Below are 25,981 nucleotides of genomic sequence, written 5' to 3'. Positions count from 1 at the left end.
CTCTCCCTCAGTTCTTGGTGACGCGGAGCGCTTCGATCTCGCGATCGAGCGCATGCGTGCCGTCGGTCACGATCCGCTCGACATTCGCCAGCCGGTCCTTGACCGAGCCGAGCTCGGCGCGGAGCTGGGCGTTTTCCTGGCTCAGCAGCTTGATCCGCTCCACCGCCTCCTGGTCGGTCTTGGGATAGACTGCCTGGCCCCAGGCGCCGTCGAGCGGGTAGCCGTTCTTGATGCGCAGCCAGTTGTTGAACACCCATCCGCCGATCGCCACCGACACGATGATCGCGATCATCGGAAAGAGCGACTGCACCAGTGCGAGCTTTTCGGGTTCCATATCGTTCCTCTTCTTCAGCGCAGCGAGTCGATGTCGCGGGCGGTGCGTTCAGCGGGGTCGGTGGCGATGCGCTCAAGCACCGCGATCCGCTCCTCCAGCCGGCCGATCTGACCCGTCAGCCGCTCATTCTCGCTCGTCAGCAGTTCGATCTTGCGGTTCGCGGCGGGATCGGCCTTGCCGGTCATGCCGCTCCATTCGTTCTCGACCGGGTAGCCGTGCTTCGCGCGGATCCAGGTCGATGCGAGCCAGCCGAAGGTCGAGATCGCGATGATGGCGATGACGAAACCCGGTCCACTCCAGCTCATGTCCCATTCCCTCCCGTCGTCGCCGCGCCTCAGCGCAGGCGCTCGATCTCGTCGGCGAGCTGCGTGTTGCGGCTCGTGTAGAAGGTCTCGATGTCGGCCATCCGGCGATCGATGTCGCGCAGTTTGGAGCGGACCTCCTGGGTCGAGCGGCGCGGGTTGGCCCGCACGCCCTGCCAGAACTTCGCGTCCTCGGCGCTGTCGTAGAGCCCGATCGGCTTGTGCGACGTGACCATCGCCAGGCCGATGTAGACGAAGAACATCAGCGGGAAGGTCGCGAAGAACAGGACCAGGAAGCCAAGCCGGATCCACAGCGGATCCACCCCGGTATATTCGCCCAGCCCCTCGCAGACGCCGAGCCACTTGCCGTTCACCTTGTCGCGGTAGAGTTGCGTGCGGCTTGCGGACATCTCAGTTCCTCCGTTGGCGTTCATAGTCGGGGAGCTCGCGCAGCGGCGGCGTATCGCTGCCGCGCAGGCGGAACTCCGGATTGTCGGCGGCGATGATCCGCTCGATCGTCTGAAGACGATCTTCGAGGCGGCGCGCCGTATAATGCAGCTCGTCGAGCAAGTTCTCGTCCTCGCCGGTCAGTGTCTTCGCCTGCTTCCACCGCGTGACATAGTGGAGGATCACCCAGGGCATGCCGATGAAGAGCATGCCGACGATGACGATCGGCAGGAAAACGTCTTCCATCGCCTCAGCCCTCCTTGTTCAGGCGCGCCTTGAGCGCGGCCAGCTCGGCGTCGACCTTCTCGGCCGACTGGAGCTCGGCGATCTCTTCCTCCAGCGTCTTCTTGGGCGCCCCCAGCTGCAGCGCGTCGGCGCGGCCCTCGGCGAAGTCGACCCGGCGCTCGAGCAGGTCGAAGCGGCTGAACGCTTCGTTGACCTTCGAGCCGTGAGTCATCTCGCGCAGCTTGGCGCGGTTGTTGGCGCTCTCGAGGCGAGTCATGATCGCGTTCTGGCGGGCGCGGGCGTCGCGCAGCTTGGTCTGCAGCTTGGCGATGTCCTCTTCCGAGGCGCGCAGCGCGTCGTCGAGCACATGGATCTCGGCATTGAGTTGGTCGCACATGTCGTACGCCTTCTGGCGCTCGACCAGCGCGGCCTTGGCCAGGTCCTCGCGGTCCTTCGACAGCGCCAGCTCGGCCTTCTCGGTCCAGCTCGCCTGCAGGTTCTCCAGCTTCGCGATATGGCGCCGCATCTCCTTCTGGTCGGCGATCGTGCGCGCCGCGCTGGCGCGGACCTCGACCAGGGTCTCCTCCATCTCGAGGATGATCATGCGGATCATCTTCGCCGGGTCTTCCGCCTTGTCGAGAAGGTCGGTGACGTTGGCGGCGATGATGTCGCGGGTGCGAGAGAAAATGCCCATCTTCAACTTGCTCCTTGGAAACTTCGTGCCGCCGGGCGGGCTAGGGGGTGCCCGCCCGGCGGGACCGCTCAGGCGAAGGTGTCCGGCGCCTGAGTGGAAATCTGTGCCGTCGCGGTGGCGGCGGGGCCGACCACACTGGCGAGGCAGGTGGTGCTCACGACCAGGGTGCAGGCGATCGCCGCCAGCGTGGTGCGAAAGCTGTTGTTGCCCTTGTACATGTCGTTCCGTCCCTTGGTGTCTCGTTCGCCGCCCATCGCGGCTTGCCAGGAATATTGCAGGGGGCGTGCCAATTTTGGCGAGGCGCAGAAATCCGCCATTTTTCGCCGATTCCTCGGTTCGCACGAAATGCGCGCTTGCCAAGTGTTGGGAAAATACGCCAAAGCTTCGGACATGGAGCGCACAACCCAGGTCATCGGCCAATCCGGCGCCTTTCTCGACGCGCTCGAGCTCGCCTCGCGCGCGGCCGCGCTCGATCGTCCGGTGCTGGTGATCGGCGAGCGCGGCACCGGCAAGGAGCTGGTCGCCGAGCGCCTCCACCGCTTGTCGCCGCGCTGGGACCAGCCGCTGGTGATCATGAACTGCGCCGCGCTGCCCGAGACGCTGATCGAGGCCGAGCTGTTCGGGCACGAGGCCGGGGCCTTCACCGGCGCCACCAAGTCGCGCCCCGGCCGGTTCGAGGAAGCCGATGGCGGTACCCTGTTCCTCGACGAGCTCGGCACGCTCAGCATGGCGGCGCAGGACCGGCTGTTGCGCGCGGTCGAATATGGCGAGATCACCCGGATTGGCGCGTCCAAGCCGATCACCGTCGACGTCCGCATCGTCGCCGCGACCAACGAGCATCTGCCCGAGCGGGTGGAGCAGGGCACGTTCCGCGCCGACCTGCTCGACCGTCTCTCGTTCGAGGTGGTGACGCTGCCCCCGCTGCGCGCACGTCCCGGCGATATCCTGGTGCTCGCCGAGTTCTTCGGACGACGTATGGCGTCGGAGATCGGCCGCGACTGGGAAGGGTTCGGTCCCACCGCGCTCGACGCGCTGACCGATTACAGCTGGCCCGGCAATGTCCGCGAGCTGCGCAACGTCGTCGAGCGCGCGGTCTATCGCTGGGACCGGCACGGGCCGGTCGATGCGATACAGATCGATCCCTTCGCCTCGCCCTATCGTCCCAAGCCGATGCCCCACGGCATTCCCGGCAACGCCGCGCCGGTCCAGCTGACGACCGAGGAGCCGGGGCCGCTGCCGCGCCGCGACGATGATCTCTCGGGCGACTTCAAGAGCCGCGTCACGCGCTTCGAGCGCGAGTTGCTGAGCCGTGCGCTGTCCGAGAACCGCTTCAACCAGCGCGCCACCGCCGAGGCGCTGGGCCTGAGCTACGACCAGCTGCGCCACGCGCTCAAGCGGCACGAACTGCTCAACGCGGGAGGATAGGCCATTGCCAGCGCCGCGGCCGGGCGCCTATCGGCCGCGGATGGAACTGACCGCCGAAATCCTCGCCTTCCTGGTCGCGATCGCCTTCGTCTCGGGCACGATCGACGCGATGGCGGGCGGCGGCGGGCTGTTGACCATCCCGGCGCTGATGGCGGTCGGCGTGCCGCCGGTCGCGGCGATTGCCACCAACAAGCTCCAGAGCAGCTTCGGCACCGCCTCGGCGTGCATCGCCTATTGGCGCGGCGGACACATCGATCTCAAGCGCTTCGCGATCCCCGCCGCGGGCGCGTTCCTCGGTTCGGTCGCGGGCGCCTTCACCGTCCAGCATGTCGATCCGAAATTCCTTACCGCGTTCGTGCCGGTGCTGCTGATCCTGATGGCGCTCTATTTCTTGCTCGCGCCGCCGATGAGCGATGTCGACCGCATCGCGCGGTTCGGCCGCTTCGGGCTCACCGCGGTGGCGGTGGTGCTCGGCTTCTATGACGGCTTTTTCGGCCCGGGCGCGGGTTCGTTCCTCACGACGATGATGGTCGCGCTCGCCGGCCTTGGCCTGGTTCGCGCGATCGCCAACGCCAAGTTCCTGAACTTCGCCACCAACGTCGCCGGGCTGCTCGCGATGATCGCGGGCGGCAAGGTGCTGTGGGTGCTTGGCCTCAGCATGGCGGCGGCGAATATCGTCGGCAACCAGATCGGCGCGCGGCTGGCGATGCGCTTCGGCGGCAAGGGAGTGCGCCCGCTGCTCGTGCTGATGTCGGTCGCGCTCACCGTCAAGCTGCTCGCCGACCCGGCCAATCCGATCTGGAAGGTGCTGCCGCACTGATCGCCCATTTCGATCGCGTCACAAGAAAATTTCGTGCGGCAAAGCCCCGCCTGATGCGTTAGGCGGGCGCGACACCAGAACAAGGAGGGTCACATGGCTTTCGAACTTCCCACTTTGCCCTACGCCAAGGACGCGCTCGCGCCGACCATCTCGGCCGAGACGCTCGATTTCCACTATGGCAAGCACCACAAGGCCTATGTCGACAAGACCAACGGTTTCGTCGCGGACAAGGGCCTGGAGGGGAAGAAGCTCTCCGAGGTGATCCGCCACGCCAAGGAGACCGGCGACAAGGCGCTGTTCAACAACTCGGCGCAGATCTGGAACCATACGTTCTACTGGTTCGGCCTGACCCCCGAGCCCAAGGAGCCCACCGGCAAGCTCGCCGAGCTGATCGAGAAGACCTTCGGCTCGAAGGAAGAGCTGGTGAAGAAGCTGATCGCGGAGGCGACCAACCACTTCTCGAACGGCTGGGGCTGGCTGGTGCTCGAGGGCGACGAGATCAAGGTGACCTCGCTGCACGACGCCGACACGCCGGTGGTCTATGATTTCAAGCCGCTGCTGACGATCGACGTGTGGGAGCACGCTTATTACATCGACTACCGCAATGCGCGCCCGGGCTATCTCGAGGCGATCACCAAGATCATCGACTGGGACTTCGTCGCCGCCAATCTCGACGGCGAGGGCGTGAGCCGGGCCGACCAGGAAGGCTGATCGGCCAGACCGATCACGAGCGGGCCGGAGGAAACTCCGGCCCGTTTTCATTCGGTCAAACTCTAACCCTTCGTCATCCCGGGCTTGACCCGGGACAGGGCTTTTTCTTCCCTTGGTCAAGGCAGCCCAGCCCCGGCTCAAGGCCGGGGTGACGGATCGGTTTATTGCTCCGGCGGCAGCGCCTTGTCGACGATCTCGGGATCCGTCGTCAGGCCGTGACGCAGCAGCATCGGGATGTTGCCCATCGCGAAGATCAGCGTCAGCGGCACCACGCCCCACAGCTTGAAGCCGACCCAGAAATCCCAGCTCTGCGTGCGCCACACGATCTCGTTGAGCACCGCCATCGCGGCGAAGAACACCGTCCAGTTGATCGTCAGCAGCCGCCAGCCCTTGGCGGTCAGCCCCGGATAGGCGCTCTCGAGCAGCATCTGGAGCAGCGGCTTCTTCGTGATCAGCCCATAAGCGAGCACGATCGCGAACATCGCATAGACGATCGTCGGCTTGACCTTGATGAAGGTCTCATCGCGGAACCACAGGGTCAGCCCGCCGAACACCAGCACCAGCGCGCCCGAGATCCACAGCATCGGCGAGATGTGCCTGGTCTTCCACAGCGACACGCCCATCGCGACGAAGATCGCCACCATGAACGCCGCCGTCGCCACGAGCATCCGCATCAGCTGCGGCCCGCCCATGAAGCTGTTCACGGCGAAGAACACCGCGAGCGGACCGAAATCGATCAGCATGCGGAAGCCCGGCGAGGGGGCGGCTTTGGTCTGCGTGGTCATACTACCTCTGGAACGTTTCGACTCCGGCGATGATCCGGGCGACCTCGTTGGGATCGAAGCCGCGCAGGTCGTCGACCTTCTCGCCGACGCCGATGGCGTGGATGGGGAGGCCGTATTTCTCGGCGGCGGCGACGAGCACGCCGCCGCGCGCGGTTCCGTCGAGTTTTGTCATTACGAGGCCGGTTACGCCGGCGACTTCCTTGAACACCTCGATCTGGCTGAGCGCGTTCTGGCCGGTGGTCGCGTCGAGCACGAGCACCACGTCGTGCGGCGCGCCCGGATCGATGCGCCCGAGCACGCGGCGGATCTTGGCGAGCTCGTCCATCAGCTCGCGCTTGTTCTGCAACCGCCCCGCGGTGTCGACGATCAGCACGTCGGCGCGCTGGTCGGTCGCCTGCTTGAGCGCCTCGAACGCGATCCCCGCCGCGTCGCCGCCCTCGGCGCCCGCGATGATCGGCACGCCGACACGCTCGGCCCAGGTGCGCAGCTGGCCGATCGCCGCGGCGCGGAACGTGTCGCCCGCCGCGAGCATGACCTTGAGCCCCTGGTCCTTGAGGATCGCGGCGAGCTTGGCGATCGTGGTGGTCTTGCCCGACCCGTTGACGCCGATCACCAGGATCACCTGCGGCCGCGCCTTGTCGGTGGTCAGCGGCCTGGCGACGGGCACCAGCGCCTTCTCGATCTCCTCGGCGACGACCAGGCGGATGCCGAGATCCTCCATGCCGCGCTCGAACTGCCCCTCGGCGAGCCGGTCGCGCACGCGCGCCGCCGTCGCCGGCCCGAGGTCGGAAGCGATCAGCGCCTCCTCGATCTCGTCGAGCGTGTTGTCGTCGAGCCGCGCCGCGCCGAGCCCGGCAAGGTTTCCGACCAGCCGGTCCGACGTCTTCTTGAATCCGCCGAGCAGCCGCTCGCGCCACGACGGCCCGCTCATGCCGCCGCCCCGATCAGCCTGCCGTCCTGCACTCGTTCGATCTTCACGCTCGCGATGGTCCCGACTTCAGTTGGCGGAAGCAGCACCTCCGCGAAGTTGCCCGCATGCCCGCGGTCGCCCGGTCTTTCCACCAGAATCGACTGGCGCGTCCCGATCAGCGAGCCCAGCCACGCCGCCCGCCGCACCGCCGCGCGCTCGCGCAACGCCGCCGCGCGCGCCTTGGCCACGCCCGGCGTCACCTGCGGCATCCGCGCCGCCGGCGTGCCGTCGCGCGGGCTGTAGGGGAAGATATGCGCATGAACGATGTCGCAGTCGTCGATCAGCGCCAGTGTATTGGCGAACCTCGCCTCGTCCTCGGTCGGGAAGCCGGCGATCAGGTCCGCGCCGATCGCGAGTCCCGGCCGCGCCGACTTGAGTCGTTCGACCAGCGCCACCGATTGCGCGCGCGAATGCCGCCGCTTCATCCGCTTGAGCACCATGTCGTCGCCCGCCTGAAGTGACAGGTGCACATGGGGCATCACCCGCGCTTCCTGCGTCAGCAGCGCGAACAGCCGGTCGTCGATCTCGATCCCGTCGAGCGAGGAGAGGCGCAGCCGCTCGACCCGGGTATGCGCCAGCACTCTTTCGACCAGCATGCCGAGGCTCGGCGAACCGGGCAGGTCGGGGCCGTAGCTGGTGAGGTCGACGCCGGTCAGCACGATCTCGCGATGCCCAGCCGCGACCAGCGCCTGCACCCGTTCGACCACCGCGCCCGCGGGTACCGAGCGGCTGTTCCCGCGGCCATAGGGGATCGCGCAGAATGTGCAGCGATGGTCGCACCCGTTCTGCACCTCGACGAACGCGCGGGCATGGGCCGAGAAGCTCGCGGCGAGATGCGGCGCGGTCTGGCGCACGGCCATGATGTCCTGCACCAGCGCGGCCTCGTCCGACACCCAGGCCTGCGGCGCCAGCTTCTCGGCATTGCCGATCACCCGGTCCACCTCGGGCATCGCGCCGAAGCCCGCGGGATCGATCTGCGCGGCGCACCCCGTCACGACGAGCTGCGCCTCGGGTCGCGTCCGTCGCGCGCGCCGGATCGCCTGGCGTGTCTGGCGCACCGCTTCGTTGGTCACCGCACAGCTGTTGACGACCACCACGTCGCGGGACCCGAGCAGCGCGCGGATCGTTTCGCTTTCGGCAAGGTTGAGCCGGCAGCCGAGACTGATTACCTCGGGTCCGGGACAGGAGGACGACATGGACGGCGATCTAGTTGCGGCGGACGGCGAAGTCCATGTCGAGGCCCAGGAGCAGGCAAAGCTGGTGCTGGACTTCTGGTTCGGCGAGCTCACCGCGGAACAGCATTTCGTCAAGGACGACGCGCTCGATGCCATGATCCGCACCCGCTTCGCGACGCTGCACGACGTCCTGCTCGCGACCGGGGCGGCGGGCTGGCGCAACGATCCCGACAGCCTGCTCGCCGCGATCATCGTGCTCGACCAGTTCAGCCGCAACATCCATCGCGGCACCCCAGAGGCCTTTGCCGGCGACACGCTCGCGCTCGCGCTGACGATGCAAGCGATCGACAAGGGCTGGGACCGCGACCTCCCGCCCGAGCGTGCCGCCTTTCTCTACATGCCGCTGATGCACGCCGAGAACCCGGAAGCGCAGCGCCTGTGCATCCAGAAGATGGCGGCGATCGGCCTCGACGAACAGGTCCGCTACGCGATGGATCATGCCGTGGTGATCGAGCAGTTCGGCCGCTTCCCCACCCGCAACGCCGCGCTCGGCCGCGAATCGACGCCCGAGGAGCGGGTCTATCTGAGTCAGCCGGGCGTGGGGTGGTAGCGCGGACCAGCCAGGTCGACGCCCAAATCCTTTCGTCGTCATCCGCGCGCAGGCGGGGATCCATTGGTGGGGAGCAATCGGTTCTCGCCGCGAAGCCAGCAGAATGGGATCCGCGCCTGCGCGGGGATGACGATGTGAATGGCGGAGGCGAGGACGTGGAATGGGGGACGATTTGAAGGAGAGGTTCCACCCTGGAGTCGCTAAGGGCGGTTCGATCGAAGTAAAATCGAATCCAGCCCCGAATCCAATGTCTCGCGGTCCGGACGCGTGATAAAGGGGGCGAGCCATAGGCGGGGAGCTTGTGATGCCCAGATACCGATACGCGCTGCCGCAGCTCGAGGGCGGCACCTTCCTGGCCGATGCCGGGCTGGAGACCGACCTGATCTTCAACCACGGGATCGAGATCCGCGAATTCGCCGCGCACACGCTCCTGCCCGAGGCGGAGGGCAGGGCGGCGCTCGAGCGCTACTTCACCGGCTTCCTCGACCTTGCGCGCGAGACCGGGGCGGGCTTCGTCCTCGATACGGTGACGTGGAAGGCGCACCGGCACTGGGCTGCGGACCTAGGCCAGGACGCCGATGAGCTGCGCGCCGCGAACGAGGATGCCGTCGGCCTCGCATCCGCCCTGCGCGCCCGCTTCGATGGCGGCGCGCCGATCGTCATCAACGCCGTGATCGGCCCGCGCGGCGACGCCTATCGTCCCGACCGGAAGATCCCGGCGGACGAAGCCGAAGCCTATTACGCCGAGCAGCTCGGCTGGCTCGCGGACACCGAGGCCGACATGGTCACCGGCCTGACCTTCAATCAGTCGAGCGAAGCCATCGGGCTGGTCCGCGCGGCCACCGCTTCGGATTTGCCCGTCGCCATCTCGTTTACGGTCGAGACCGACGGCCGGCTCCCCGACGGCCAGTCGCTCGGCGAGGCGATCCGCGCGGTCGACGACGCGACCGCGGGCGGCACGGCCTATTTCATGGTCAACTGCGCCCATCCGGACCATTTCGCGGACGCGCTGGAGGACGCCGACTGGGCGCGCCGCATCCGCGGCATCCGCGCCAACGCGTCGCGCCGAAGCCATGCCGAGCTCGACGAAGCGCCCGAGCTCGATCCCGGCGATCCGCACGAGCTGGGCCAGCTCTACGCGGCGCTCCATGCGCGCATGCCCTGGCTGAACCTGTTCGGTGCCTGCTGCGGCGGCGATTTGCGCCACGTCACGCAGATCGCGGGTGCGCTCCGGACTGTCGGCGGTTTCGAACCCGCCCGCTGACGCTCAGCCCGCGAGCCGCTCGCTGCCCGGCGTGATCGGCACCACGGTCGCCGGCGGGCGCTGCTCCCCGGGCTGACCCAGCAGCCGGCGCTCCGCCAGCAGGCGCCGCGCGCCCGCGAGCGAGAGCGGCTTGCCGTAATACCAGCCCTGCGCCTTGGCGCAGCCCAGCGCCTTGAGCCGCGCCTCGATCGCCGCGTCCTCCACGCCCTCGGCGGTGATCGGCAGGTTGAGACTGTCGCCCAGGCTGACGATCGCGTTGACGATCGCCGCGGAGTCGGCGCTCTCGTTCAACGAGATGACGAAGCTCTTGTCGATCTTGATGCGGTCGAACGGCAGCGCGCGCAGGTGCGCGAGGCTCGAATAGCCCGTCCCGAAATCGTCGAGCGACAGCCGCGCGCCCTGGTTCTTGAGGCTGCCGACGATCGACTGCGCCAGCGCGAGATTGTCGAACAGCGCGCTCTCGGTGATCTCGATCTCGAGCCGGCTCGCGGGGAAGCCGGTCTCGGTCATCACCTTGATGATCTTCTGCGCCAGCCACGCGTCGCGCAGCTGCCACGGCGAGATGTTGACCGACAGGCTGAGCGCGGGGTCCCAGTCGCGCGCCGCGCTGAACGCCTGCTGCATGATCGACAGCGACATGTCGCCGATCATGCCGGTCTCCTCGGCGATCGGGATGAACAGGTCGGGGCTGATCAGCCCGCGTGTCGGATGCTCCCACCGCGCCAGCACCTCGAAGCCGTGCAGCTTGCCGGTCTTGAGATCGATCTGCTGCTCGAAATAGGGCACGATCTCGCCGCGCGGGATCGCGGCGCGCAGTCCGGACTCGAGCTCGTTGCGCGTCTGCAGCTCGCGCTCCATCGACTGGTCGAACCACGCATAGCGGTTGCGGCCCGACTTCTTCGCCGCATACATTGCGATGTCGGCCGAGCGCATCAGCGCGTCGATGCTCTGGCAGTCGAAATCGGAGCGCGCGACGCCGGCGGAGCAGGAGATGTGCAGGCGGAACCCGTCCGCCTCGATCGGCTGCGCCATGCGCGCGACCAGCTTCTCGGCGATGCGCTCGACCGTGTCGGGCTGGCCGGGATCGAACAGGAAGCCGCAGGCGAACTCGTCGCCGCCCAGCCGCGCGGTCAGCGCGATCGGCGGCATCGCCGCGGCGATCTCGCCCGCCACCGCGCGTAGCAGCGCGTCGCCCACGGCGTGGCCGTGCATGTCGTTGATCGTCTTGAAATGGTCGAGGTCGACGATCAGCAGCGCCATCGCCTTACCGCGGCGGTGCGCGCGCACGAACATCGCGGCGCCTTCCTCGGCCAGGCTGCGGCGGTTGAGGAAGCCGGTCAGCGGATCGCGGCTCGCCAGCATGTGCGCGCGCTCTTCCGCGGCGGTGCGGATGCGCACTTCGGTACGCAGCGCATGATGGCGGCGCCAGCCGAACAGGATCAGCGCGACGTTGAGCAGCAGCGCGATCACCAATGTGCGGTCGGCGGGCGCGCCGCCCTCGAAATAATGCTTGAGCGTCTTGGACAGCACCGAGCTGCCGGTGCCGACGAACATCAGGATCGCGGCGACGCTGATCGCCCCCGTGATCAGGTCCGTTCCGGCCGGTTCCCGGTCGAGATCGCGCGTGTCGTCGAAGTCCAGCGCCATGCCGGGAGGCCCCCTGTCTGCTCAGCGATGCGGTATTTCATGTCGAGGGTGTAGATGGAGTTAAAGCGAAGGGCGGTTGCACCTATCTCCATTTCCGGCTAAGCGGCCGCCCGACCGTTCCCAGGAACGCGACGCATCTTTGCCCGAGGGCAACGCTGGCCGACGAGGTTTCGTCCGCCGGCGTGTTTTGCGTTTCGGCATCTGGGAAGAATTGGAGAAGCGAGTGTTCGATAGTCTGAGCGAGCGGCTTGGCGGCGTTTTCGACCGCTTGAAGGGCCGTGGCGCGCTGACCGAGGCCGATGTGCGGACCGCGATGCGCGAAGTGCGTATCGCGCTGCTTGAGGCCGATGTCGCGCTGCCCGTCGCGCGCAGCTTCGTCGACAGCGTCACCGAGCAGGCGGTCGGCCAGCAGGTGCTGCGCTCGGTCACGCCGGGGCAGCAGGTCGTCAAGATCGTCAACGACGCGCTGGTCGCGATGCTCGGTCCCGACACCGCCGAGCTCGCCATCGACGTGACGCCGCCCGCCGTGATCATGATGGTCGGCCTGCAGGGCTCGGGCAAGACCACCACCACCGCCAAGCTCGCCAAGCTTTTGAAGAAGCAGGGCAAGAAGGTGATGATGGCGTCGCTCGACGTCAATCGCCCGGCCGCGCAGGAGCAGCTCGCGGTGCTCGGCACGCAGATCGAGGGCGCGACGCTCCCGATCGTGGCGGGGCAGCAGCCGGTCGACATCGCCCGCCGCGCGCTCCAGGCCGCGAAGCTCCAGGGCTTCGACGTGCTGATGCTCGACACCGCGGGCCGCCTGCACGTCGACCAGCAGCTGATGGACGAGATGAAGGCGGTCGCCGACATCTCGAAGCCGCAGGAGATCCTGCTCGTCGTCGACAGCCTGACCGGCCAGGACGCGGTCAACGTCGCGCAGAGCTTCGGCGAGCAGGTGCCGCTGACCGGCGTCGTGCTTACCCGCATGGACGGCGATGCGCGCGGCGGCGCCGCGCTGTCGATGCGCGCCGTCACCGGCAAGCCGATCAAGTTCGCCGGCGTCGGCGAGAAGCTCGACGCGATCGAGCCGTTCCACCCGCAGCGCGTCGCCGGGCGCATCCTCGGCATGGGCGACGTGGTGTCGCTGGTCGAGAAGGCCGCGCAGGCGATCGAGGCCGAAGACGCCGAGAAGATGGCGGCGCGGCTCGCCAAGGGCCAGTTCGACATGAACGACCTGCGCGGCCAGCTCGCACAGATGCGCCGCATGGGCGGGCTCGGCGCGCTGGCGGGCATGATCCCCGGCATGAAGAAGGCGCAGCAGGCGATGGCCAATGGCGCGGTCGACGAGCGCATCCTGCTCCGCATGGACGCGATGATCACCTCGATGACGCCCAAGGAGCGCGCCAAGCCCGAGCTGATCAACGCCAAGCGCAAGATCCGCATCGCCAAGGGCTCGGGGACGACCGTGCAGGACGTCAACAAGCTGCTCAAGATGCACCTCGAAATGTCCACCGCGATGAAGCGCATCAAGAAGATGGGCGGGCTCAAGGGGCTGATGGGGATGCTCGGCAAGGGCGGCATGGGCGGCCTCGGCAACGCGCTCGGCGGCCCGCAGATGGGCGAGATGATGGGCAAGCTCGGCGGTCCCGGCGGCGGTATCCCCGGGCTTCCGGACGGGGCGGATTTGCCGCCCGAGCTCGCAAAGCTTTTGAACAAGAAGAAGTAAATCGTTTCAGACTTTTAAGAAGGAAGATTACCAATGGCACTCAGCATGCGTCTGTCGCGTGGCGGTTCGAAGAAGCGCCCTTATTACCGGATCGTCGTCGCCGACGCCCGCTCGCCGCGTGACGGCAAGTTCATCGAGAAGATCGGCACCTACAACCCGCTTCTCGCCAAGGACAACGCCGACCGCATCAAGCTCGACACCGAGCGCGCGAAGCACTGGCTGAGCGTCGGCGCGCAGCCGACCGACCGCGTCGCCCGCTTCCTCGACGTCACCGGCGTCAAGGAGCGCGCCGCGAAGAACAACCCGAACAAGGGCAAGCCGGGCGAGAAGGCCGTCGAGCGCGCCGAGGAGAAGGCCGAGAAGCTGAAGGCCGCGCGGGAAGCCGCTGCCGAGGCGGCCGCCGCGCCGGCGCCCGAGCCCGAGGCGGTCGAGGAAGCCCAGGCCGAAACCGAAGCGGTCGTTGCCGCCGAGGTCGAGGCTGCGACCGAGGAGCCCACCGCGGAGGCCGAGCAGGTCGCCGAGGCGGTCGCCGAAGAGACCCCGGCCGTCGAGGCTGTGGCCGAGGAAGCGCCCGCCGAGGAAGCTCCGGCCGCCGAGGCGACCGAGGAAGAGGCGAAGGCCGAGTAATCGTGCGAACGAAGGTCGGCATCGTGCGTTCTCCCCGGGCCAACCCAGGAGCGCATGATGCCGATCGATCCGCCGGACCCGCCGCACGATGACGACGAAGACGCCAATCGGGGCGTCTCCACCGACAAGCCCGCCGAGGGCGGCGACGACGCCAGCCCGCCCGGCGAAGGCTCTCCCGACGGCTGATCGGCCGGTCACGCTCGCCGTCGTCATCGGCGCGCACGGCGTCTCGGGCGAGGTCCGCCTCAAGGTCTTTGCCGAAGACCTGGCGGCGCATCGCAGCTTCAATGGCGGGGTGCTGACGCTCAAGTCGGTGCGGCACGGCCCCAACGGCGCGATCGCCCGCTTCGCCGAGATTCCCGACCGCACCGCCGCCGAGAAGCTGCGCGGCACTGAGCTTTCCGTTCCGCGAAGTGCCCTGCCGCCATTGGGGGAGGGCGAATATTACCATGCCGACTTGATCGGCCTTGCCGCGGTATCCGGAGCTGGCGAAGCGATCGGTACCGTCGTGAGCGTCGAGAATTTCGGCGCGGGCGACGTGCTCGAGATCGAGCGCGCCGACGGCAAGCGCTTCATGGTGCCGATGCGGCCCGAGGCGGTGCCCAGCTGGGACGAGACCCGCCTCACCGTCGCCGACGGCTGGGCGGAATGATCTCCGGGAAAATGATCGCCGTCCTCTCGGACATCCACGGCAACCTTCCCGCGCTCGAAGCGGTGATCGCCGACGCCCGCGCGGCCGGGGCGGCCAGCTTCGTCAATCTCGGCGACAGCCTGTCAGGCCCGCTCTGGCCCGCGGAGACCGCCGACCTGCTGATGCGCGAGGGCTGGCCGACGATCGCCGGCAATCACGAGCGGCAGTTGCTGACTCATTCGCTCGAGCGGATGGGCGCCTCCGACCGTTTCGCCCGCGAGCGCCTCAGCGATGCGCAGCTCGCCTGGTTCGCCGCCCAGCCGCCGGTGCTCGCGCTGAGCGACGAGATCTTCCTCGTCCATGGCAGCGCGCGCAGCGATCTCGAGCATCTGCTCCATACCGTCGAGCCTGCCGGCATCCGCGAGGCCGCCGGGGCCGAGATCGCCGACCGGCTCGGCGACTCCACCGCCGCGCTCACCCTGTGCGGTCACACGCATCTCCCGCGCATCGTCACGCTCGCCGACGGCCGCACGATCGCCAATCCCGGCAGCGTCGGCCTCCAGGCGTTCCACGACGATCACCCGCTGCCCTATATCGTCGAGAATGGCGATCCGCTCGCGCGCTATGCGCTGGTCCGCGGCATCGACGTCGAGCTGCGTGCCGTCGCCTATGACCACGAAGCCGCCGCTGCCAAGGCCGGGCGGGAGGGCAGGGCGGACTGGGCCGTCGCCCTGCGCACCGGCTTCGCCGACTGATTCTGCTTCCAAAGCGGGCGTTTCTCTGGTTGCCTGGGGGTATGAGGATGCTCCACCAGCCACGCCGTTCGGCCCCTGCAACCTTCGTCGGCCTCACGGTCCTTTCCGCACTGCTCGTCGCGGCGCCGCTGCCCGCGACGGCGCAGGCCGTGCAGCCGCTTCCGCCCGCCGCAGTCGTCGAAATCGGCGACGCCTTCGCCAAATTCCGCCAGCGCACCCCCGTGCCCGGCCTCGTCTATGTCGTGATCAAGGACGGCAAGGCGGCGCTCTCCGCGATGCAGGGCGTCCAGACCATCGGCGGCGCGCCGGTGACGCTCGACACGCGCTTCCGCATCGCCTCGATGAGCAAGGCATTCACCGCGCTCGCCATTCTCAAGCTGCGCGACGACGGCAAGCTGGCGCTCGACGATCTGGCCGAAAAGCACGTTCCCGAGATGCGTGGCTGGAAATACCCGACCAGCGACGCCCCGCGTATCCGCATCCGCGACCTGCTCGCGCATGTCTCGGGCATGGTCACCGACGATCCCTGGGGCGACCGGCAACAGGTGCTGACCGAGGCCGAGTTCAGCGGGATGATCGCCGCCGGCGTGCCGTGGAGCCGCGTCGGCCAGAGCCAGCACGAATATTCGAACTTCGGCTACGCGCTGCTCGGTCGCATCGTCAGCAACGCGTCGGGCAAGCCCTACCAGGCCTATATCCGCGACACGATCCTCCGCCCGCTCGGCATGACCGCCTCGACCTATGAGGTGAGCGAAGTGCCCAAGGGCAAGCTCGCGATCGGCTATCGCTGGGAGAATGAGCGCTGGGTCGAGGAGCCGTCGATGAAGGACGGCGCGTTCGGCGCGATGGGCGGGCTCGTCACCACGGCGAACGACTATGCCAAATGGGTCGCCTTCCTGCTCTCGGCCTGGCCGGCGCGCGACGGCGCCGACACCGGCCCGGTCAAGCGCGCCACCGTGCGCGAGATGGCGCAGGGCCTGAATTTCGTTCGCATCGCGCCGCGCAACGGCGGACCCGAGGGCGACAAATGCGTCCACGCCATCGCCTATGGCATGGGCATGCGCGTGACGCCCGACTGCCAGCTCAGCCTCACCCTCAGCCATGGCGGCGGATATCCCGGCTATGGCAGCTTCGTGGTGCTCGCGCCCGAGCTGGGCATCGCCGCCTTCGGCTTCGCCAACCGTACCTATCAGGCGCCCGCCGTGCCGGTGTGGCAGTCGCTTTGGGCCTTGGCGAAGGCCGGTGCCGTAACGCGGCCTGAAAAGCCGCTCAATCCGCTGCTCGGGCGGATGCAGGACGCCGCGCGTGCCGCCTATGCCGCCGGTGATCTCAAGCCGCTCGACGGCAAACTCGCGATGAACTTCCTGATGGATCGCTCGCCGGAGAACTGGGCCAAGGAATTCGGGCGGATCAAGGCGCTGGTCGGCGAGTGCACGACCGCCGAGCCGCTCGCGCCGACCGGCAATCTCTCGACCGCCTTCCGCTGGACCTGCGCCAAAGGCAAGCTCGATGGCCAGATCCTGCTCGCGCCGACCAACCCGCCGACGATCCAGGCGCTGCGCTTCGTCCCGCAGCCGAACTAGGCCAGGAAAAAAGAACTTTCCTACAGACCCGCATCCCGCATATCAGGAGCGTCCGACGACCATTCCGGCCCCTCGGCCGCGCTGGCCCGGAACGCGACGAAAGCGACAGAATTCGCGCGCTTGCGCGTAACATCGTCAACTTTCGAAACGCTTCACCGCCACAATGGCCGCTGCTCGGCGAGCATGTTGCGGATCGTCGTCGCCGCGACGCCAGCTTCGCCCATCGCATGGCTGATCTGGTCGAGCCCCTTGACCACGTCGCCCGCCGCGAACAGCCCGGGCACGGAGGTGCGCTGGTGATCGTCGACCTCGAGGCATCCGTCCGCCGATGCCCTGGCCCCCGCGGCGACCGCCAGGCCCGAGCGGATGCGGGAGCCGAGCGCCGGATAGATCGTGTCGAACGACATCCGCCCGTTGGCGGTGCCGACGCTGATCCGCTCGCCCTCGATCCGGAAATCGCCGCACGGCCCATCGATCCGCGCGATCCCCGCCGCGTCGAGCTGGCCCCGGCAATCGGCGTCGAGCCGGTGCTCCGCGCCGGGCGCGATCAGCGTCACGTCGGCGCTGTAGCCGCGCAGGAACAGCGCCTCGCGCATCCCATGGTCGCCGGTGCCGATCACGCCGATGCGCTTGTCGGTCACCTCATAGGCATCGCAGATCGGACAATAGCGCAGCAGTCCGGCCTTGAGCGCGGCGTCGTGCGTGGCGTCGTCGATCGCGTCCGGCCGGTGATTGACCACGCCGGTAGCGAGCAGCACCGCCCTGGCGGGAAAGGTGCGCTCGCCGGCATGCACCGCGAACCCTTCGCTCAGCGGCTCGATCCGCTTCACCTCGAGCGTCTCGCGCACCGCGCCGAAGCGTTCGGCCTGGGCAAGCATCAGCCGAAGCAGTTCGGTTCCGGCCACGCCCTCCGGATAGCCGGCGTGGTTGTTCGTCCGCGGGATCAGCGCCGCGCGGCTCGACCCGCAGTCGAACAGCCGGATCGAAAGGTGGAAGCGGGCGAGGTAGATCGCCGCGGTCAAACCGGCCGGTCCCGCGCCGACGATGATGCAATCCTCCATGCCGTCTCCCTTGCCAAGCGGCCGCCGAGCCGCGAACAGGCGGCATGAGCTTCGCCGCAACCGTCCTAACGCTTTACCCGGAGATGTTTCCCGGCCCGCTCGGCATTTCGCTCGCCGGGCGCGGGCTCGCCGAGGGGAAATGGTCGCTCGACACGGTGCACATCCGCGACTTCGCGGTCGACAGGCACCGCACCGTCGACGACACACCGGCGGGGGGCGGGGCGGGGATGGTGCTCAAGGCGGACATCCTCGCGGCCGCCTGCGACAGCGTCGGCTATGACCGGCCGATGCTCGCGATGACGCCGCGCGGGGCGCCGCTGACCCAGCGGCGCGTGCGCGAGCTGGCGGCCGGCCCCGGCGTCTCGATCCTGTGCGGCCGGTTCGAGGGGTTCGACGAGCGTCTGTTCGAGGCACGTGCGATCGAGCCGGTCTCGATCGGCGACTATGTCCTCTCCGGCGGGGAGATGGGCGCGCTGGTGCTTCTCGACGCTTGCATTCGGCTGCTTCCCGGCGTAATGGGCGCGCCTTCCAGCGGGGTCGAGGAAAGCTTCGAAAGCGGCTTGCTCGAATATCCGCAATATACCCGGCCCGTCGAATGGGAAGGGCGCACGATCCCCGAAGTGCTGCGATCGGGGGATCATGCGAGGATCGCGGCCTGGCGCAAGTCGATGGCCGAGACCGACACACGGCTAAGGAGGCCGGATCTTTGGGAGCGCCACGAGGGCGCTCGGGTCCAGTCTCCCTCTGGCGCGCGGCGACAGAAGGACGAATGAGATGAACCTCATCCAGCAGATCGAGGCCGAGAACGTCACGAAGTTCCTGGCCGACAAGAAGATCCCCGATTTCCGCCCCGGCGACACGCTCAAGGTCGGCGTGAAGGTCGTCGAAGGCGAGCGCACCCGCGTCCAGAACTATGAAGGCGTCTGCATCGCCCGCGCCAACAAGGGCATGGGCAGCAACTTCACGGTTCGCAAGATCTCGTTCGGCGAGGGCGTCGAGCGCGTCTTCCCGCTCTATTCGCCGAACATCGACAGCATCGAGGTCGTCCGTCGCGGCGTCGTGCGTCGCGCCAAGCTCTATTACCTCCGTGGCCGCACCGGCAAGTCGGCGCGTATCGCCGAGCGCCGCGACGTGCGCCCGTCGAAGGAAGTCGAAGCGGCCGAATAAGCCGCTCGCCAGACGAACAGCGCGGGGCGCGGAAGGCTTGGCTTTCCGCGCCCCGCTTCGTTTAGGCGCGTTGAATTTCGGCCGAGTCGCCCTAACTTGATGAAGTGGCGAACCGGAGGAACCAGACAGCGGCGATCAGGCAGTTGAGGCTGCCGCTCCATGTCGCTTCGCTCTGGCTCGCGCTTGCAGTCGCGCTGCTTTCCTCGCTGATGCCCGGCGGCCCGCCGCGCACCATCGCAGTCGGCTCCGCCTTCAATCCGGCGACCACCGCCGTCGCCCTCCAACCCCGCGCACAACCGCGCGTCGTGATCGAGAGTCCGCGCCGGGACGATGATCCGGCGAGCGGGCAGGGCGGCGCGGCGCAGATCCTCTCCCGGTCTATTCTTCCGGCTCCACGGCCGGACGCCATCGCCGCTGTTCCCAAGCCAGCGGCGGTGGCGTCTCCGGTCCGGGCGCGCGCCGTGCTGGACGGCAGCCCGCGTGGTCCGCCCCTGACCTGACTCCACTGCCAACCCGCCGCGCGCGCCGCGGCCGAATTGGGAGAAACGTCATGGAAACGCCACGCAAGAAGCGGCCGCCCTGGTGGTTCGCACCTGCCCTGTGGGGCGGGATTGCCGGCAGCGCCGCGCTCGCCGCGGCGCTGGTCGGCGCGACGACCGAGTGAGCCGCAGCCCGGGCCGCAGTGCCGGCCCGGGCCCATAACAGGGACATCGGACTGCCTATGCACCACACGCCGCTCATCGCCACGATCGTCGCCGGCCTCGTCATCGCCTTCATCATGGGCTCGATCGCCCACAAGCTGAGGGTGTCGCCGATCGCCGGCTATCTCCTCGCCGGGATCGTCGTCGGCCCATTCACGCCGGGCTTCGTCGCCGACGGCAACCTCGCCGCCGAGCTCGCCGAGATCGGCGTGATCCTGCTGATGTTCGGCGTCGGCCTGCATTTCTCGCTCCGCGACCTGCTCGCGGTGAAGGGCGTGGCGGTGCCCGGCGCGATCGGCCAGATCGCGGTCGCGACGCTGATGGGCATGGGGCTGAGCTGGGCGCTGGGCTGGGACCCGCTCGCCGGCTTCGTCTTCGGCCTCGCGCTGTCGGTCGCCAGCACCGTGGTGCTGCTGCGCGCGCTGCAGGGCTTCGGCATCGTCGATACCGAGCGGGGGCGCATCGCGGTCGGCTGGCTGATCGTCGAGGATCTGGTGATGGTGCTCGCGCTGGTGCTGCTGCCCGCGCTCGCCGAGGTGATGAAGGGCGACGCTCCGGCGAGCTGGTCGGCGTTGCTCGTTCCGCTGGCGCAGACCGGGTTCAAGGTCGCAGGATTCCTCGTGGTGATGCTGCTGGTCGCGCGCCGGGTGATCCCGATGGCGTTGCACTGGGTGGTACACACCGGCTCGCGCGAGCTGTTTCGCCTCGCCGTGCTCGCGATCGCGCTGGGGGTGGCATTCGGCGCGGCGGTGGTGTTCGACGTGTCGTTCGCGCTCGGCGCCTTCTTCGCCGGCATGATCCTGGGGGAGACTCCGCTCAGCCGTCAGGCGACCGAAGAGACACTGCCCCTGCGCGACGCGTTCGCGGTGCTGTTCTTCGTTTCGGTCGGGATGCTGTTCAATCCGTCCGTGGTCGTCCAGCAGCCATTGCCGCTGATCGCGACGGTGCTGATCATCGTGCTCGGCAAATCGGTCGCGGCCTATCTGATCGTGCGTGCGCTCCGATACAGCCACCGGATCGCGATCACCGCCGCCGCCAGCCTCGCGCAGATCGGCGAGTTCTCGTTCATCCTGGCGACGCTCGGCACCGGCCTCGAGATCCTGCCCGCGGCCGGCCGCGACCTGATCCTTGCCGGCGCGCTGCTCTCGATCCTGCTCAACCCCTTCATCTTCACCTGGTTGGTGCCCAAGCGGCAGGAGAAGACCGACCCGATCGAGCCGCCGGCGGACACCAGCAACCTGCAGGACCATGTCGTGCTGGTCGGCTTCGGCCGAGTCGGCAAGCTGCTCGCGCGCGATTTGCTCGCGAGGAAGCGGGCCTTCATCCTGATCGAGGATCAGGCCGACATGGCGCGCGACGCCAAGGCCGAGGGGTTCGATGTCGTGCGCGGCAACGCGGTCGATCCCGAGGCGCTCAAGGCCGCCGGAGTCGATCGCGCCGCCAAGCTGCTGATCGCGATCCCCGAAGGGTTCGAGGGCGGCGCGGTGGTCGAGGCCGCGCGGGCGATCAACCCCGGCATCGCGATCGTCGCCCGCGCGCACTCGGACGCCGAGGTCGAGCATCTCGAGGCCAAGGGCGCCGGCGAGGTGGTGATGGGCGAGCGCGAGATCGCCTCGCGCATGCTCAGCCTGTGCGCGGTGCCGCTGGCGCGTCAGCCATAGGAGACGATCTCGAACTCGATCCCGTCATAGTCGAGGAAGTAGAAGCGGCGACCGGGCGAATAGTCGCCATGGTTGAAGGGCTTGAGGCCTGCCTCGGCGACCTTGTCCTCGATCGCATCGAGATCGGCGACCAGGATGCCGACATGGTTGAGCGGCTCGCCCTTGGGAAAACGCGCCTCGGGCTCGCCCGGGGGTGCGTAGAGCGCGATGTAGAAGCGCTCGTCGCCGACATGGATCGATGTGCCGCCGTCGCGCGCGGACCCGGCCCAGCGGATGTGCCAGTCGAACAGCCGCTCCATCAGCGCAGCGGTGCGGGCGGGGTTGGTGACGGTGAGATTGACGTGCTCGATGATCGGGCCGGGCATGCGCATGTCCTTTGCGGTTGCGTGGTTGCCCGGCTCCGGTACAACCTCAACTTAAGTTGAGATCAAGCGCTAATTTGCGAGGGAGCGATGCGCGGGAACGAGCTGCTGACGATCGGCGAGCTGGCGGCGCGGACCGGCCTGTCGGTCTCGGCGATCCGCTTCTACGAGGGGCGCGGGCTGGTCGAGCCGATCCGCACCGGCGGCAACCAGCGGCGCTTCCTGCGCTCGGATATCCGCCGCCTGTCGTTCGCGCTGATCGCGCAGAAACTGGGACTGACGATCGAGGAGATCGGCGCGGAGCTGGCGCAGCTGCCGCAGGGCCGCACCCCGACTCAGGCGGACTGGGAGGCGATGAGCCGCAATTTCCGCACGGAGATCGACCGCCGCATCGCGCTGCTCGAACGCACGCGCGCCACGCTCGACAATTGCATCGGTTGCGGCTGTCTCTCGCTCAGGAAGTGCGGCCTCTACAATCCCGGCGACCGGCTGGGCGCGGAGGGGCCGGGACCGCGCCAGATACTCGGCCGCGGCTGATCGCATTCGATACTTTACGCGACGGGCCCGAGGCCCGATAGCCGACGCATCGACAAGAATATGAGCGGGTTGCGGGATGTGGAAAGCGGTGGTCGGCGGATTGATGGCAATGGCGGGGGTGTCCGCGATGCCGGCTGAGGCGCAGCAGGCGCTGACACTGGAGCGAGTCTTCGCCAGTCCCGATCTCGCCGGCGCCACGCCGCGCACGCTGAAACTCTCGCCCGACGGCAAATATGTGACCGTGCTGCGCAACCGCGCCGAGGATCGCGACCGCTTCGACCTGTGGGCGATGGACACGGCCACGGGCGAGTGGCGGATGCTGGTCGACAGCCAGAAGATCGGCACCGGCGCCGAATTGTCCGAGGCCGAGAAGATGCAGCGCGAGCGCGCGCGGATCGGCGGGACGCGGGGGATCGTCGCCTATGACTGGGCGCCCGACGGCAAGTCGATCCTGGTGCCGCTCGACGGCGATCTCTACCTCGCGAGCCTTTCGGGTGAGGTGCGGCGGCTGACCAAGAGCGAGACGGGCGAGCTGAATCCCGAAATCAGCCCGGGAGGACATTTCGTGTCCTATGTTCGGGATCAGAACTTGATCGTGTCCGATCTCGCCTCCGGAAAAGAGAACAAGGTGACGACGGATGGCGGAGGCACGGTCTATTTCGGCGAGGCCGAGTTCGTCGCGCAGGAGGAGATGGGGCGTCGCACCGGCTATTGGTGGTCGCCCGACGACAAGCGCATCGCCGTGCAGCGCTTCGACGAGGCGCCGGTCGGCATCGTCAGCCGCGCCGCGATCGGGGCCGAGGGGACCAAGGTCTACGACCAACGCTATCCCAAGGCCGGCACCGCCAATGTGCTGGTCGAGCTCCATGTGATGAACCCCGACGGCAGCGGGCGGGTGAAGGTCGATCTGGGTACGGAGACGGACATCTATCTCGCCCGCGTCGACTGGACCCCCGACGGCAAGACGCTGCTCGTCCAGCGCCAGAACCGCGCGCAGACGGTGCTCGACATGCTTGCGGTCGATCCCGCGACCGGCAAGTCGCGCGTCCTGTTCAGCGAGAAGTCGGGCGCGCGCAGCTGGGTCAACCTCTCCGACGCGTATCGTGCGCTCAAGGACGGCAGCCTGATCTGGTGGTCCGAGCGCGACGGGCACGGCCACCTCTACCGCTTCCGCGACGGCAAATGGACTCAGCTGACCAAGGGCGACTGGGAAGTCGCCGAGCTGGTGGGAGTCGATGAGACCAGGGGGCGGGTGACCTTCCTCGGCAACAAGGACGGCGTGCTCGAACGGCACCTCTATGCGGTGGATCTGGGCAAGCCCGGCACCGTGACCCGGCTTAGCGAACCCGGCTACTGGAACGCCGCGACCGCCAACGCCGCGGCGAGCCGGATCATCGTCACGCGCTCGAAGGGCGACCAGCCGCCGCAGGTGATGCTCACCGACGCGGCGGGCAAGCGCCTCGCCTGGGTCAACGAGAATGCGGTGGCGGGCGACCATCCCTATGCGCCCTATCTCGCCAGCCACCGTGCCAAGCAGTTCGGCACGATCAAGGCGGCCGACGGCACTGTCCTGCACTGGGAGATGATCACGCCGCCACTCGAGCCGGGCAAGAAATACCCGGTGTTCTTCCAGCATTATGGCGGCCCGCATGCGCAGACGGTGAGCCGGCAATGGGGCGGGGCGCTTCAACAGTATATCGTCGATCGCGGCTATATCTGGTTCCAGCTCGACAATCGCGGCGCCGCCAATCGCGGCAAGGCGTTCGAGGACCACCTGTTCCAGGCGATGGGCGGGGTCGAGGTGCAGGACCAGCTCGCCGGGGCGGCGTATCTCAAGACGCTCGACTTCGTCGACCCCGGCAAGATCACGACCTATGGCTGGTCGTACGGCGGATACATGACGCTCAAGATGCTCGAAGCCGGCCCCGGCGTGTTCGCCGCGGGCGTTGCGGGCGCGCCGGTGAGCAAGTGGGAGCTTTACGACACGCACTATACCGAGCGCTACATGGGCGACCCGCGCCAGGTGCAAGCGGCCTACGACAAGTCGAACACGGTGGCGGACGCGCTCAAGATCGCCGACCCGCTGCTGCTGATCCACGGCATGGCCGACGACAATGTCGTGCTCGAGCATTCGACGGTGATGATGGCCAAGCTCCAGGGCGGCGCGGTGCCGTTCGAGACGATGCTCTATCCCGGCCAGACTCACCGTGTCGGCGGGCCGGGCGTCAGCGTTCATCTGTGGAAGACGATCCTCGATTTCCTCGATCGCAGCACCGCCGCGAAATGAATTGACGGCCGCGCGGGCCACGCTCACCCTCGGTGCAAGAGGAGGGGCAGGTGATGCGCAAGGTGATCGTGGCGGCGGCGCTGCTCGCCGGATGGCCGGCAGCGGGCGAGGTGACCAAGTCCGAGCCGGGCGGGTTCGTCTCGACTCACAGGCTGGTCGTCGCCGCCCCGCCTGAGAAAGTATGGGACACGATCGTCCGGCCCTCGGCCTGGTGGAGCAAGGACCATAGCTATTCGGGCATTGCCGCCAACCTCTCGATCGATCCGCGGCCCGGTGGCTGCTGGTGCGAGAAGGTGACCGGCGGCGCGATCGAGCATGCGCGCGTGATCTATGCGGACCGCGGCAAGGTGCTGCGCGTCGATGGTGCCTTCGGCCCGCTGCAGAGCGGCGCGGTGACGGGCACGATGACCTTCGCGCTCAAGCCCGAGGGGCAGGGAACGGCGGTGACCGTCACCTATGTCGTCGGAGGCTATCATCCCAACGGCGTCGCCAGCTTCGCGCAGGCGGTGGACGGCGTGCTCGCCGCGCAATGGCCCGCGCTCAAGAACGCCGCTGAGCAGGGTGAGTAGACTTATCCTTCCCCGCCAGGGGGAGGGGTCAGCCGCAGGCTGACGGAGGGGGCGGATGCCAGAACGTCGAGGAGCGTGCTTCCTCCCCCTCCGTCGCGCGATGCGCCACCTCCCCTGGCGGGGGAGGATTGTCCCGACCTCACGGAGCGTCGGCTGATCGTCATTCGCTTGGCCGGGCGCGGCGAATGGTGTATATGGCTCTAACGCGAATTCCATTCGGCCCGGGCGCTTGACAGCGTGGGTCCGACTCCATATGTCGCGCATCTTCCGAAACCCGTTCGACCGGCAGCGCTCTTGAGCGTGTGCCGCGCGCATGCGTTTCGGGTCAACGCGACGAGATGGGGCTTGCTGCCATGCAGGCCCCGTGGAGCTGGGAGAACAAGATTCATGGCACGTATTGCGGGCGTTAACCTGCCCACCAACAAGCGCGTTCTGATCGCGCTTCAGTATATCCACGGCATCGGCCCCGCGAAGGCCAAGGAAATCACCGACAAGCTGGGCATCACTGCCGAGCGTCGCGTGCAGGACCTGACCGACCAGGAAGTGCTTCAGATCCGCGAGACCATCGACGGCGCCTACACCGTCGAGGGCGATCTTCGCCGCGAGACCGCGATGAACATCAAGCGCCTGATGGACCTGGCCTGCTACCGCGGCCTGCGTCACCGCAAGGGTCTCCCCGTCCGCGGCCAGCGCACGCACACCAATGCGCGCACTCGCAAGGGCAAGGCAAAGCCGATCGCCGGCAAGAAGAAGTAAGCCGCTGGGCCGCCTCGCGGTGGCCCGCCTGCTTCGCATTTCGAAGGATTACTGAACAATGGCACAAGCACCGCAGCGTCTTCGCCGTCGCGAACGCAAGAACATCACCGCCGGCGTCGCCCATGTGAACGCCAGCTTCAACAACACCATGATCACGATCACGGACG

General features: G+C 67.9%; 30 protein-coding genes and 1 pseudogene. 19 read left to right on the top strand and 12 right to left on the bottom strand.

Annotation, left to right across the window (positions count from 1 at the left end):
• Positions 1–7: 7 nt before the first annotated feature.
• The 6 genes from ABDV68_RS04430 to ABDV68_RS04405 form a co-directional block, all read right to left on the bottom strand.
• On the bottom strand, positions 8–334 hold the full coding sequence (locus tag ABDV68_RS04430) for a hypothetical protein (RefSeq protein WP_343518444.1): 327 nt from the start codon (positions 332–334) through the stop codon (positions 8–10).
• A gap of 14 nt (positions 335–348) precedes the next feature.
• Positions 349–639 carry a hypothetical protein gene (locus tag ABDV68_RS04425; protein WP_343518443.1) on the bottom strand — a complete coding sequence of 97 codons (291 nt, stop codon included), beginning with the start codon at positions 637–639 and terminating at the stop codon, positions 349–351.
• A 29-nt stretch (positions 640–668) separates the two neighbouring features.
• On the bottom strand, positions 669–1,046 hold the full coding sequence (gene pspC, locus ABDV68_RS04420) for an envelope stress response membrane protein PspC (protein ID WP_343518442.1): 378 nt from the start codon (positions 1,044–1,046) through the stop codon (positions 669–671).
• Position 1,047: 1 nt separating this feature from the next.
• Positions 1,048–1,329 (bottom strand): envelope stress response membrane protein PspB, encoded by a 282-nt coding sequence (gene pspB, locus ABDV68_RS04415; RefSeq protein WP_343518441.1) that lies wholly within the window; start codon positions 1,327–1,329, stop codon positions 1,048–1,050.
• A 4-nt stretch (positions 1,330–1,333) separates the two neighbouring features.
• Positions 1,334–2,002, bottom strand: a complete 669-nt coding sequence (gene pspA, locus ABDV68_RS04410) for a phage shock protein PspA (protein WP_343518440.1) — start codon at positions 2,000–2,002, stop codon at positions 1,334–1,336.
• Between the two features lie 68 nt (positions 2,003–2,070).
• Entirely contained in the window at positions 2,071–2,256 is a 186-nt protein-coding gene (locus ABDV68_RS04405; RefSeq protein ID WP_343518439.1) for a hypothetical protein, read from the bottom strand.
• Between the two features lie 136 nt (positions 2,257–2,392).
• Between ABDV68_RS04405 and pspF the strand changes: the two genes are divergently transcribed.
• The 3 genes from pspF (at position 2,393) to ABDV68_RS04390 (ending at position 4,958) form a co-directional block, all read left to right on the top strand.
• Positions 2,393–3,427 carry a phage shock protein operon transcriptional activator gene (gene pspF, locus ABDV68_RS04400; RefSeq protein WP_343518438.1) on the top strand — a complete coding sequence of 345 codons (1,035 nt, stop codon included), beginning with the start codon at positions 2,393–2,395 and terminating at the stop codon, positions 3,425–3,427.
• A 40-nt stretch (positions 3,428–3,467) separates the two neighbouring features.
• Positions 3,468–4,247, top strand: a complete 780-nt coding sequence (locus ABDV68_RS04395) for a TSUP family transporter (RefSeq protein WP_343518437.1) — start codon at positions 3,468–3,470, stop codon at positions 4,245–4,247.
• A 93-nt stretch (positions 4,248–4,340) separates the two neighbouring features.
• Positions 4,341–4,958 carry a superoxide dismutase gene (locus tag ABDV68_RS04390; protein ID WP_343518436.1) on the top strand — a complete coding sequence of 206 codons (618 nt, stop codon included), beginning with the start codon at positions 4,341–4,343 and terminating at the stop codon, positions 4,956–4,958.
• 161 nt (positions 4,959–5,119) lie between these two features.
• Here ABDV68_RS04390 and ABDV68_RS04385 read toward each other — a convergent pair whose 3' ends face one another.
• Genes ABDV68_RS04385 through mtaB form a run of 3 tightly spaced genes read right to left on the bottom strand, consistent with a single transcriptional unit; the run spans position 5,120 to position 7,909 of the window.
• A complete protein-coding gene (locus ABDV68_RS04385) occupies positions 5,120–5,743 on the bottom strand; it encodes a septation protein A (protein WP_343518435.1) in 624 nt (207 codons plus the stop codon).
• 1 nt (position 5,744) lies between these two features.
• The gene (gene ftsY, locus ABDV68_RS04380) at positions 5,745–6,674 is read right to left on the bottom strand and encodes a signal recognition particle-docking protein FtsY (protein WP_343518434.1); all 930 of its coding nucleotides are present in this window, start codon (positions 6,672–6,674) and stop codon (positions 5,745–5,747) included.
• Complete coding sequence (gene mtaB / locus ABDV68_RS04375; protein ID WP_343518433.1) at positions 6,671–7,909, bottom strand: tRNA (N(6)-L-threonylcarbamoyladenosine(37)-C(2))-methylthiotransferase MtaB; 1,239 nt, start codon at positions 7,907–7,909, stop codon at positions 6,671–6,673. Before mtaB ends, ftsY begins: the two co-directional genes overlap by 4 nt.
• On the opposite strand from mtaB, the gene ABDV68_RS04370 reads away from it, so the two are divergent.
• A complete protein-coding gene (locus ABDV68_RS04370) occupies positions 7,908–8,498 on the top strand; it encodes a DUF924 family protein (protein ID WP_343518432.1) in 591 nt (196 codons plus the stop codon). The genes mtaB and ABDV68_RS04370 overlap by 2 nt on opposite strands.
• A 304-nt stretch (positions 8,499–8,802) precedes the next feature.
• Positions 8,803–9,762 (top strand): homocysteine S-methyltransferase family protein, encoded by a 960-nt coding sequence (locus ABDV68_RS04365; RefSeq protein ID WP_343518431.1) that lies wholly within the window; start codon positions 8,803–8,805, stop codon positions 9,760–9,762.
• Between the two features lie 3 nt (positions 9,763–9,765).
• On the opposite strand, the gene ABDV68_RS04360 is transcribed toward ABDV68_RS04365, so the two are convergent.
• Entirely contained in the window at positions 9,766–11,409 is a 1,644-nt protein-coding gene (locus ABDV68_RS04360; protein ID WP_343518430.1) for an EAL domain-containing protein, read from the bottom strand.
• 223 nt (positions 11,410–11,632) lie between these two features.
• Here ABDV68_RS04360 and ffh point away from each other — a divergent pair, with 223 nt between their 5' ends.
• The 5 genes from ffh (at position 11,633) to ABDV68_RS04335 (ending at position 16,713) form a co-directional block, all read left to right on the top strand.
• The gene (gene ffh / locus ABDV68_RS04355) at positions 11,633–13,117 is read left to right on the top strand and encodes a signal recognition particle protein (protein ID WP_343518429.1); all 1,485 of its coding nucleotides are present in this window, start codon (positions 11,633–11,635) and stop codon (positions 13,115–13,117) included.
• A 33-nt stretch (positions 13,118–13,150) separates the two neighbouring features.
• Positions 13,151–13,744 carry a 30S ribosomal protein S16 gene (gene rpsP / locus ABDV68_RS04350; protein WP_343518428.1) on the top strand — a complete coding sequence of 198 codons (594 nt, stop codon included), beginning with the start codon at positions 13,151–13,153 and terminating at the stop codon, positions 13,742–13,744.
• An 88-nt stretch (positions 13,745–13,832) separates the two neighbouring features.
• Positions 13,833–14,396 (top strand): ribosome maturation factor RimM, encoded by a 564-nt coding sequence (gene rimM / locus ABDV68_RS04345; protein WP_343518427.1) that lies wholly within the window; start codon positions 13,833–13,835, stop codon positions 14,394–14,396.
• An 11-nt stretch (positions 14,397–14,407) separates the two neighbouring features.
• On the top strand, positions 14,408–15,130 hold the full coding sequence (locus tag ABDV68_RS04340; protein WP_343518426.1) for a metallophosphoesterase family protein: 723 nt from the start codon (positions 14,408–14,410) through the stop codon (positions 15,128–15,130).
• 47 nt (positions 15,131–15,177) lie between these two features.
• Positions 15,178–16,713 (top strand): serine hydrolase domain-containing protein, encoded by a 1,536-nt coding sequence (locus tag ABDV68_RS04335; RefSeq protein WP_343518425.1) that lies wholly within the window; start codon positions 15,178–15,180, stop codon positions 16,711–16,713.
• A gap of 152 nt (positions 16,714–16,865) precedes the next feature.
• Here the strand turns inward: ABDV68_RS04335 and ABDV68_RS04330 are convergent, their stop codons facing one another.
• Complete coding sequence (locus tag ABDV68_RS04330; protein ID WP_343518424.1) at positions 16,866–17,774, bottom strand: FAD-dependent oxidoreductase; 909 nt, start codon at positions 17,772–17,774, stop codon at positions 16,866–16,868.
• 44 nt (positions 17,775–17,818) lie between these two features.
• On the opposite strand from ABDV68_RS04330, the gene trmD reads away from it, so the two are divergent.
• From trmD to ybaL, 4 genes are all read left to right on the top strand, one after another.
• Complete coding sequence (gene trmD / locus ABDV68_RS04325) at positions 17,819–18,547, top strand: tRNA (guanosine(37)-N1)-methyltransferase TrmD (protein ID WP_343518423.1); 729 nt, start codon at positions 17,819–17,821, stop codon at positions 18,545–18,547.
• A gap of 1 nt (position 18,548) precedes the next feature.
• Positions 18,549–18,941 carry a 50S ribosomal protein L19 gene (gene rplS / locus ABDV68_RS04320; RefSeq protein WP_343518422.1) on the top strand — a complete coding sequence of 131 codons (393 nt, stop codon included), beginning with the start codon at positions 18,549–18,551 and terminating at the stop codon, positions 18,939–18,941.
• 104 nt (positions 18,942–19,045) lie between these two features.
• The gene (locus ABDV68_RS04315) at positions 19,046–19,441 is read left to right on the top strand and encodes a hypothetical protein (RefSeq protein WP_343518421.1); all 396 of its coding nucleotides are present in this window, start codon (positions 19,046–19,048) and stop codon (positions 19,439–19,441) included.
• 215 nt (positions 19,442–19,656) lie between these two features.
• Complete coding sequence (gene ybaL / locus ABDV68_RS04310) at positions 19,657–21,303, top strand: YbaL family putative K(+) efflux transporter (RefSeq protein ID WP_343518465.1); 1,647 nt, start codon at positions 19,657–19,659, stop codon at positions 21,301–21,303.
• On the opposite strand, the gene ABDV68_RS04305 is transcribed toward ybaL, so the two are convergent.
• Positions 21,294–21,668: a VOC family protein gene (locus ABDV68_RS04305; RefSeq protein WP_343518420.1), complete on the bottom strand. Its 375-nt coding sequence runs from the start codon at positions 21,666–21,668 to the stop codon at positions 21,294–21,296. The two genes, ybaL and ABDV68_RS04305, sit on opposite strands and share 10 nt — an antisense overlap.
• A gap of 87 nt (positions 21,669–21,755) precedes the next feature.
• Here ABDV68_RS04305 and soxR point away from each other — a divergent pair, with 87 nt between their 5' ends.
• The 5 genes and pseudogenes from soxR to ABDV68_RS04280 form a co-directional block, all read left to right on the top strand.
• Positions 21,756–22,202 carry a redox-sensitive transcriptional activator SoxR gene (gene soxR / locus ABDV68_RS04300; RefSeq protein ID WP_343518419.1) on the top strand — a complete coding sequence of 149 codons (447 nt, stop codon included), beginning with the start codon at positions 21,756–21,758 and terminating at the stop codon, positions 22,200–22,202.
• 109 nt (positions 22,203–22,311) lie between these two features.
• Positions 22,312–24,489, top strand: coding sequence for a S9 family peptidase (locus ABDV68_RS04295; RefSeq protein ID WP_343518418.1), 2,178 nt, complete (start codon positions 22,312–22,314; stop codon positions 24,487–24,489).
• Between the two features lie 53 nt (positions 24,490–24,542).
• Complete coding sequence (locus tag ABDV68_RS04290) at positions 24,543–25,058, top strand: SRPBCC domain-containing protein (protein WP_343518417.1); 516 nt, start codon at positions 24,543–24,545, stop codon at positions 25,056–25,058.
• A 387-nt stretch (positions 25,059–25,445) separates the two neighbouring features.
• Entirely contained in the window at positions 25,446–25,814 is a 369-nt protein-coding gene (rpsM, locus tag ABDV68_RS04285; protein ID WP_066579258.1) for a 30S ribosomal protein S13, read from the top strand.
• 58 nt (positions 25,815–25,872) lie between these two features.
• Positions 25,873–25,981: pseudogene (locus tag ABDV68_RS04280) on the top strand (30S ribosomal protein S11); the annotation flags it as partial.

The organism is Sphingomonas sp., from assembly GCF_039595165.1.
Classification (GTDB): domain Bacteria; phylum Pseudomonadota; class Alphaproteobacteria; order Sphingomonadales; family Sphingomonadaceae; genus Sphingomonas.
The sequence above is the reverse complement of the archived record's forward strand: the minus strand, read 5'-3'. Positions and strand labels throughout refer to the sequence as shown.

Excerpts from the sequence above, each read along its gene's own strand:
- ABDV68_RS04335 (WP_343518425.1), top strand. The coding sequence starts at position 15,178 with ATGCTCCACCAGCCACGCCGTTCGGCCCCTGCAACCTTCGTCGGCCTC.
- pspA (WP_343518440.1), bottom strand. The coding sequence starts at position 2,002 with ATGGGCATTTTCTCTCGCACCCGCGACATCATCGCCGCCAACGTCACC.
- ABDV68_RS04295 (WP_343518418.1), top strand. The coding sequence starts at position 22,312 with ATGGCGGGGGTGTCCGCGATGCCGGCTGAGGCGCAGCAGGCGCTGACA.
- soxR (WP_343518419.1), top strand. The coding sequence starts at position 21,756 with ATGCGCGGGAACGAGCTGCTGACGATCGGCGAGCTGGCGGCGCGGACC.
- ABDV68_RS04390 (WP_343518436.1), top strand. The coding sequence starts at position 4,341 with ATGGCTTTCGAACTTCCCACTTTGCCCTACGCCAAGGACGCGCTCGCG.
- trmD (WP_343518423.1), top strand. The coding sequence starts at position 17,819 with ATGAGCTTCGCCGCAACCGTCCTAACGCTTTACCCGGAGATGTTTCCC.
- ABDV68_RS04430 (WP_343518444.1), bottom strand. The coding sequence starts at position 334 with ATGGAACCCGAAAAGCTCGCACTGGTGCAGTCGCTCTTTCCGATGATC.
- ABDV68_RS04370 (WP_343518432.1), top strand. The coding sequence starts at position 7,908 with ATGGACGGCGATCTAGTTGCGGCGGACGGCGAAGTCCATGTCGAGGCC.
- mtaB (WP_343518433.1), bottom strand. The coding sequence starts at position 7,909 with ATGTCGTCCTCCTGTCCCGGACCCGAGGTAATCAGTCTCGGCTGCCGG.
- ABDV68_RS04305 (WP_343518420.1), bottom strand. The coding sequence starts at position 21,668 with ATGCCCGGCCCGATCATCGAGCACGTCAATCTCACCGTCACCAACCCC.
- rimM (WP_343518427.1), top strand. The coding sequence starts at position 13,833 with ATGACGACGAAGACGCCAATCGGGGCGTCTCCACCGACAAGCCCGCCG.
- rpsM (WP_066579258.1), top strand. The coding sequence starts at position 25,446 with ATGGCACGTATTGCGGGCGTTAACCTGCCCACCAACAAGCGCGTTCTG.
- ABDV68_RS04425 (WP_343518443.1), bottom strand. The coding sequence starts at position 639 with ATGAGCTGGAGTGGACCGGGTTTCGTCATCGCCATCATCGCGATCTCG.
- ftsY (WP_343518434.1), bottom strand. The coding sequence starts at position 6,674 with ATGAGCGGGCCGTCGTGGCGCGAGCGGCTGCTCGGCGGATTCAAGAAG.
- rpsP (WP_343518428.1), top strand. The coding sequence starts at position 13,151 with ATGGCACTCAGCATGCGTCTGTCGCGTGGCGGTTCGAAGAAGCGCCCT.
- ABDV68_RS04395 (WP_343518437.1), top strand. The coding sequence starts at position 3,468 with ATGGAACTGACCGCCGAAATCCTCGCCTTCCTGGTCGCGATCGCCTTC.
- ABDV68_RS04290 (WP_343518417.1), top strand. The coding sequence starts at position 24,543 with ATGCGCAAGGTGATCGTGGCGGCGGCGCTGCTCGCCGGATGGCCGGCA.
- pspF (WP_343518438.1), top strand. The coding sequence starts at position 2,393 with ATGGAGCGCACAACCCAGGTCATCGGCCAATCCGGCGCCTTTCTCGAC.
- ABDV68_RS04405 (WP_343518439.1), bottom strand. The coding sequence starts at position 2,256 with ATGGGCGGCGAACGAGACACCAAGGGACGGAACGACATGTACAAGGGC.
- ABDV68_RS04330 (WP_343518424.1), bottom strand. The coding sequence starts at position 17,774 with ATGGAGGATTGCATCATCGTCGGCGCGGGACCGGCCGGTTTGACCGCG.
- ABDV68_RS04360 (WP_343518430.1), bottom strand. The coding sequence starts at position 11,409 with ATGGCGCTGGACTTCGACGACACGCGCGATCTCGACCGGGAACCGGCC.
- ABDV68_RS04340 (WP_343518426.1), top strand. The coding sequence starts at position 14,408 with ATGATCGCCGTCCTCTCGGACATCCACGGCAACCTTCCCGCGCTCGAA.
- pspC (WP_343518442.1), bottom strand. The coding sequence starts at position 1,046 with ATGTCCGCAAGCCGCACGCAACTCTACCGCGACAAGGTGAACGGCAAG.
- pspB (WP_343518441.1), bottom strand. The coding sequence starts at position 1,329 with ATGGAAGACGTTTTCCTGCCGATCGTCATCGTCGGCATGCTCTTCATC.
- ABDV68_RS04385 (WP_343518435.1), bottom strand. The coding sequence starts at position 5,743 with ATGACCACGCAGACCAAAGCCGCCCCCTCGCCGGGCTTCCGCATGCTG.
- ABDV68_RS04365 (WP_343518431.1), top strand. The coding sequence starts at position 8,803 with ATGCCCAGATACCGATACGCGCTGCCGCAGCTCGAGGGCGGCACCTTC.
- rplS (WP_343518422.1), top strand. The coding sequence starts at position 18,549 with ATGAACCTCATCCAGCAGATCGAGGCCGAGAACGTCACGAAGTTCCTG.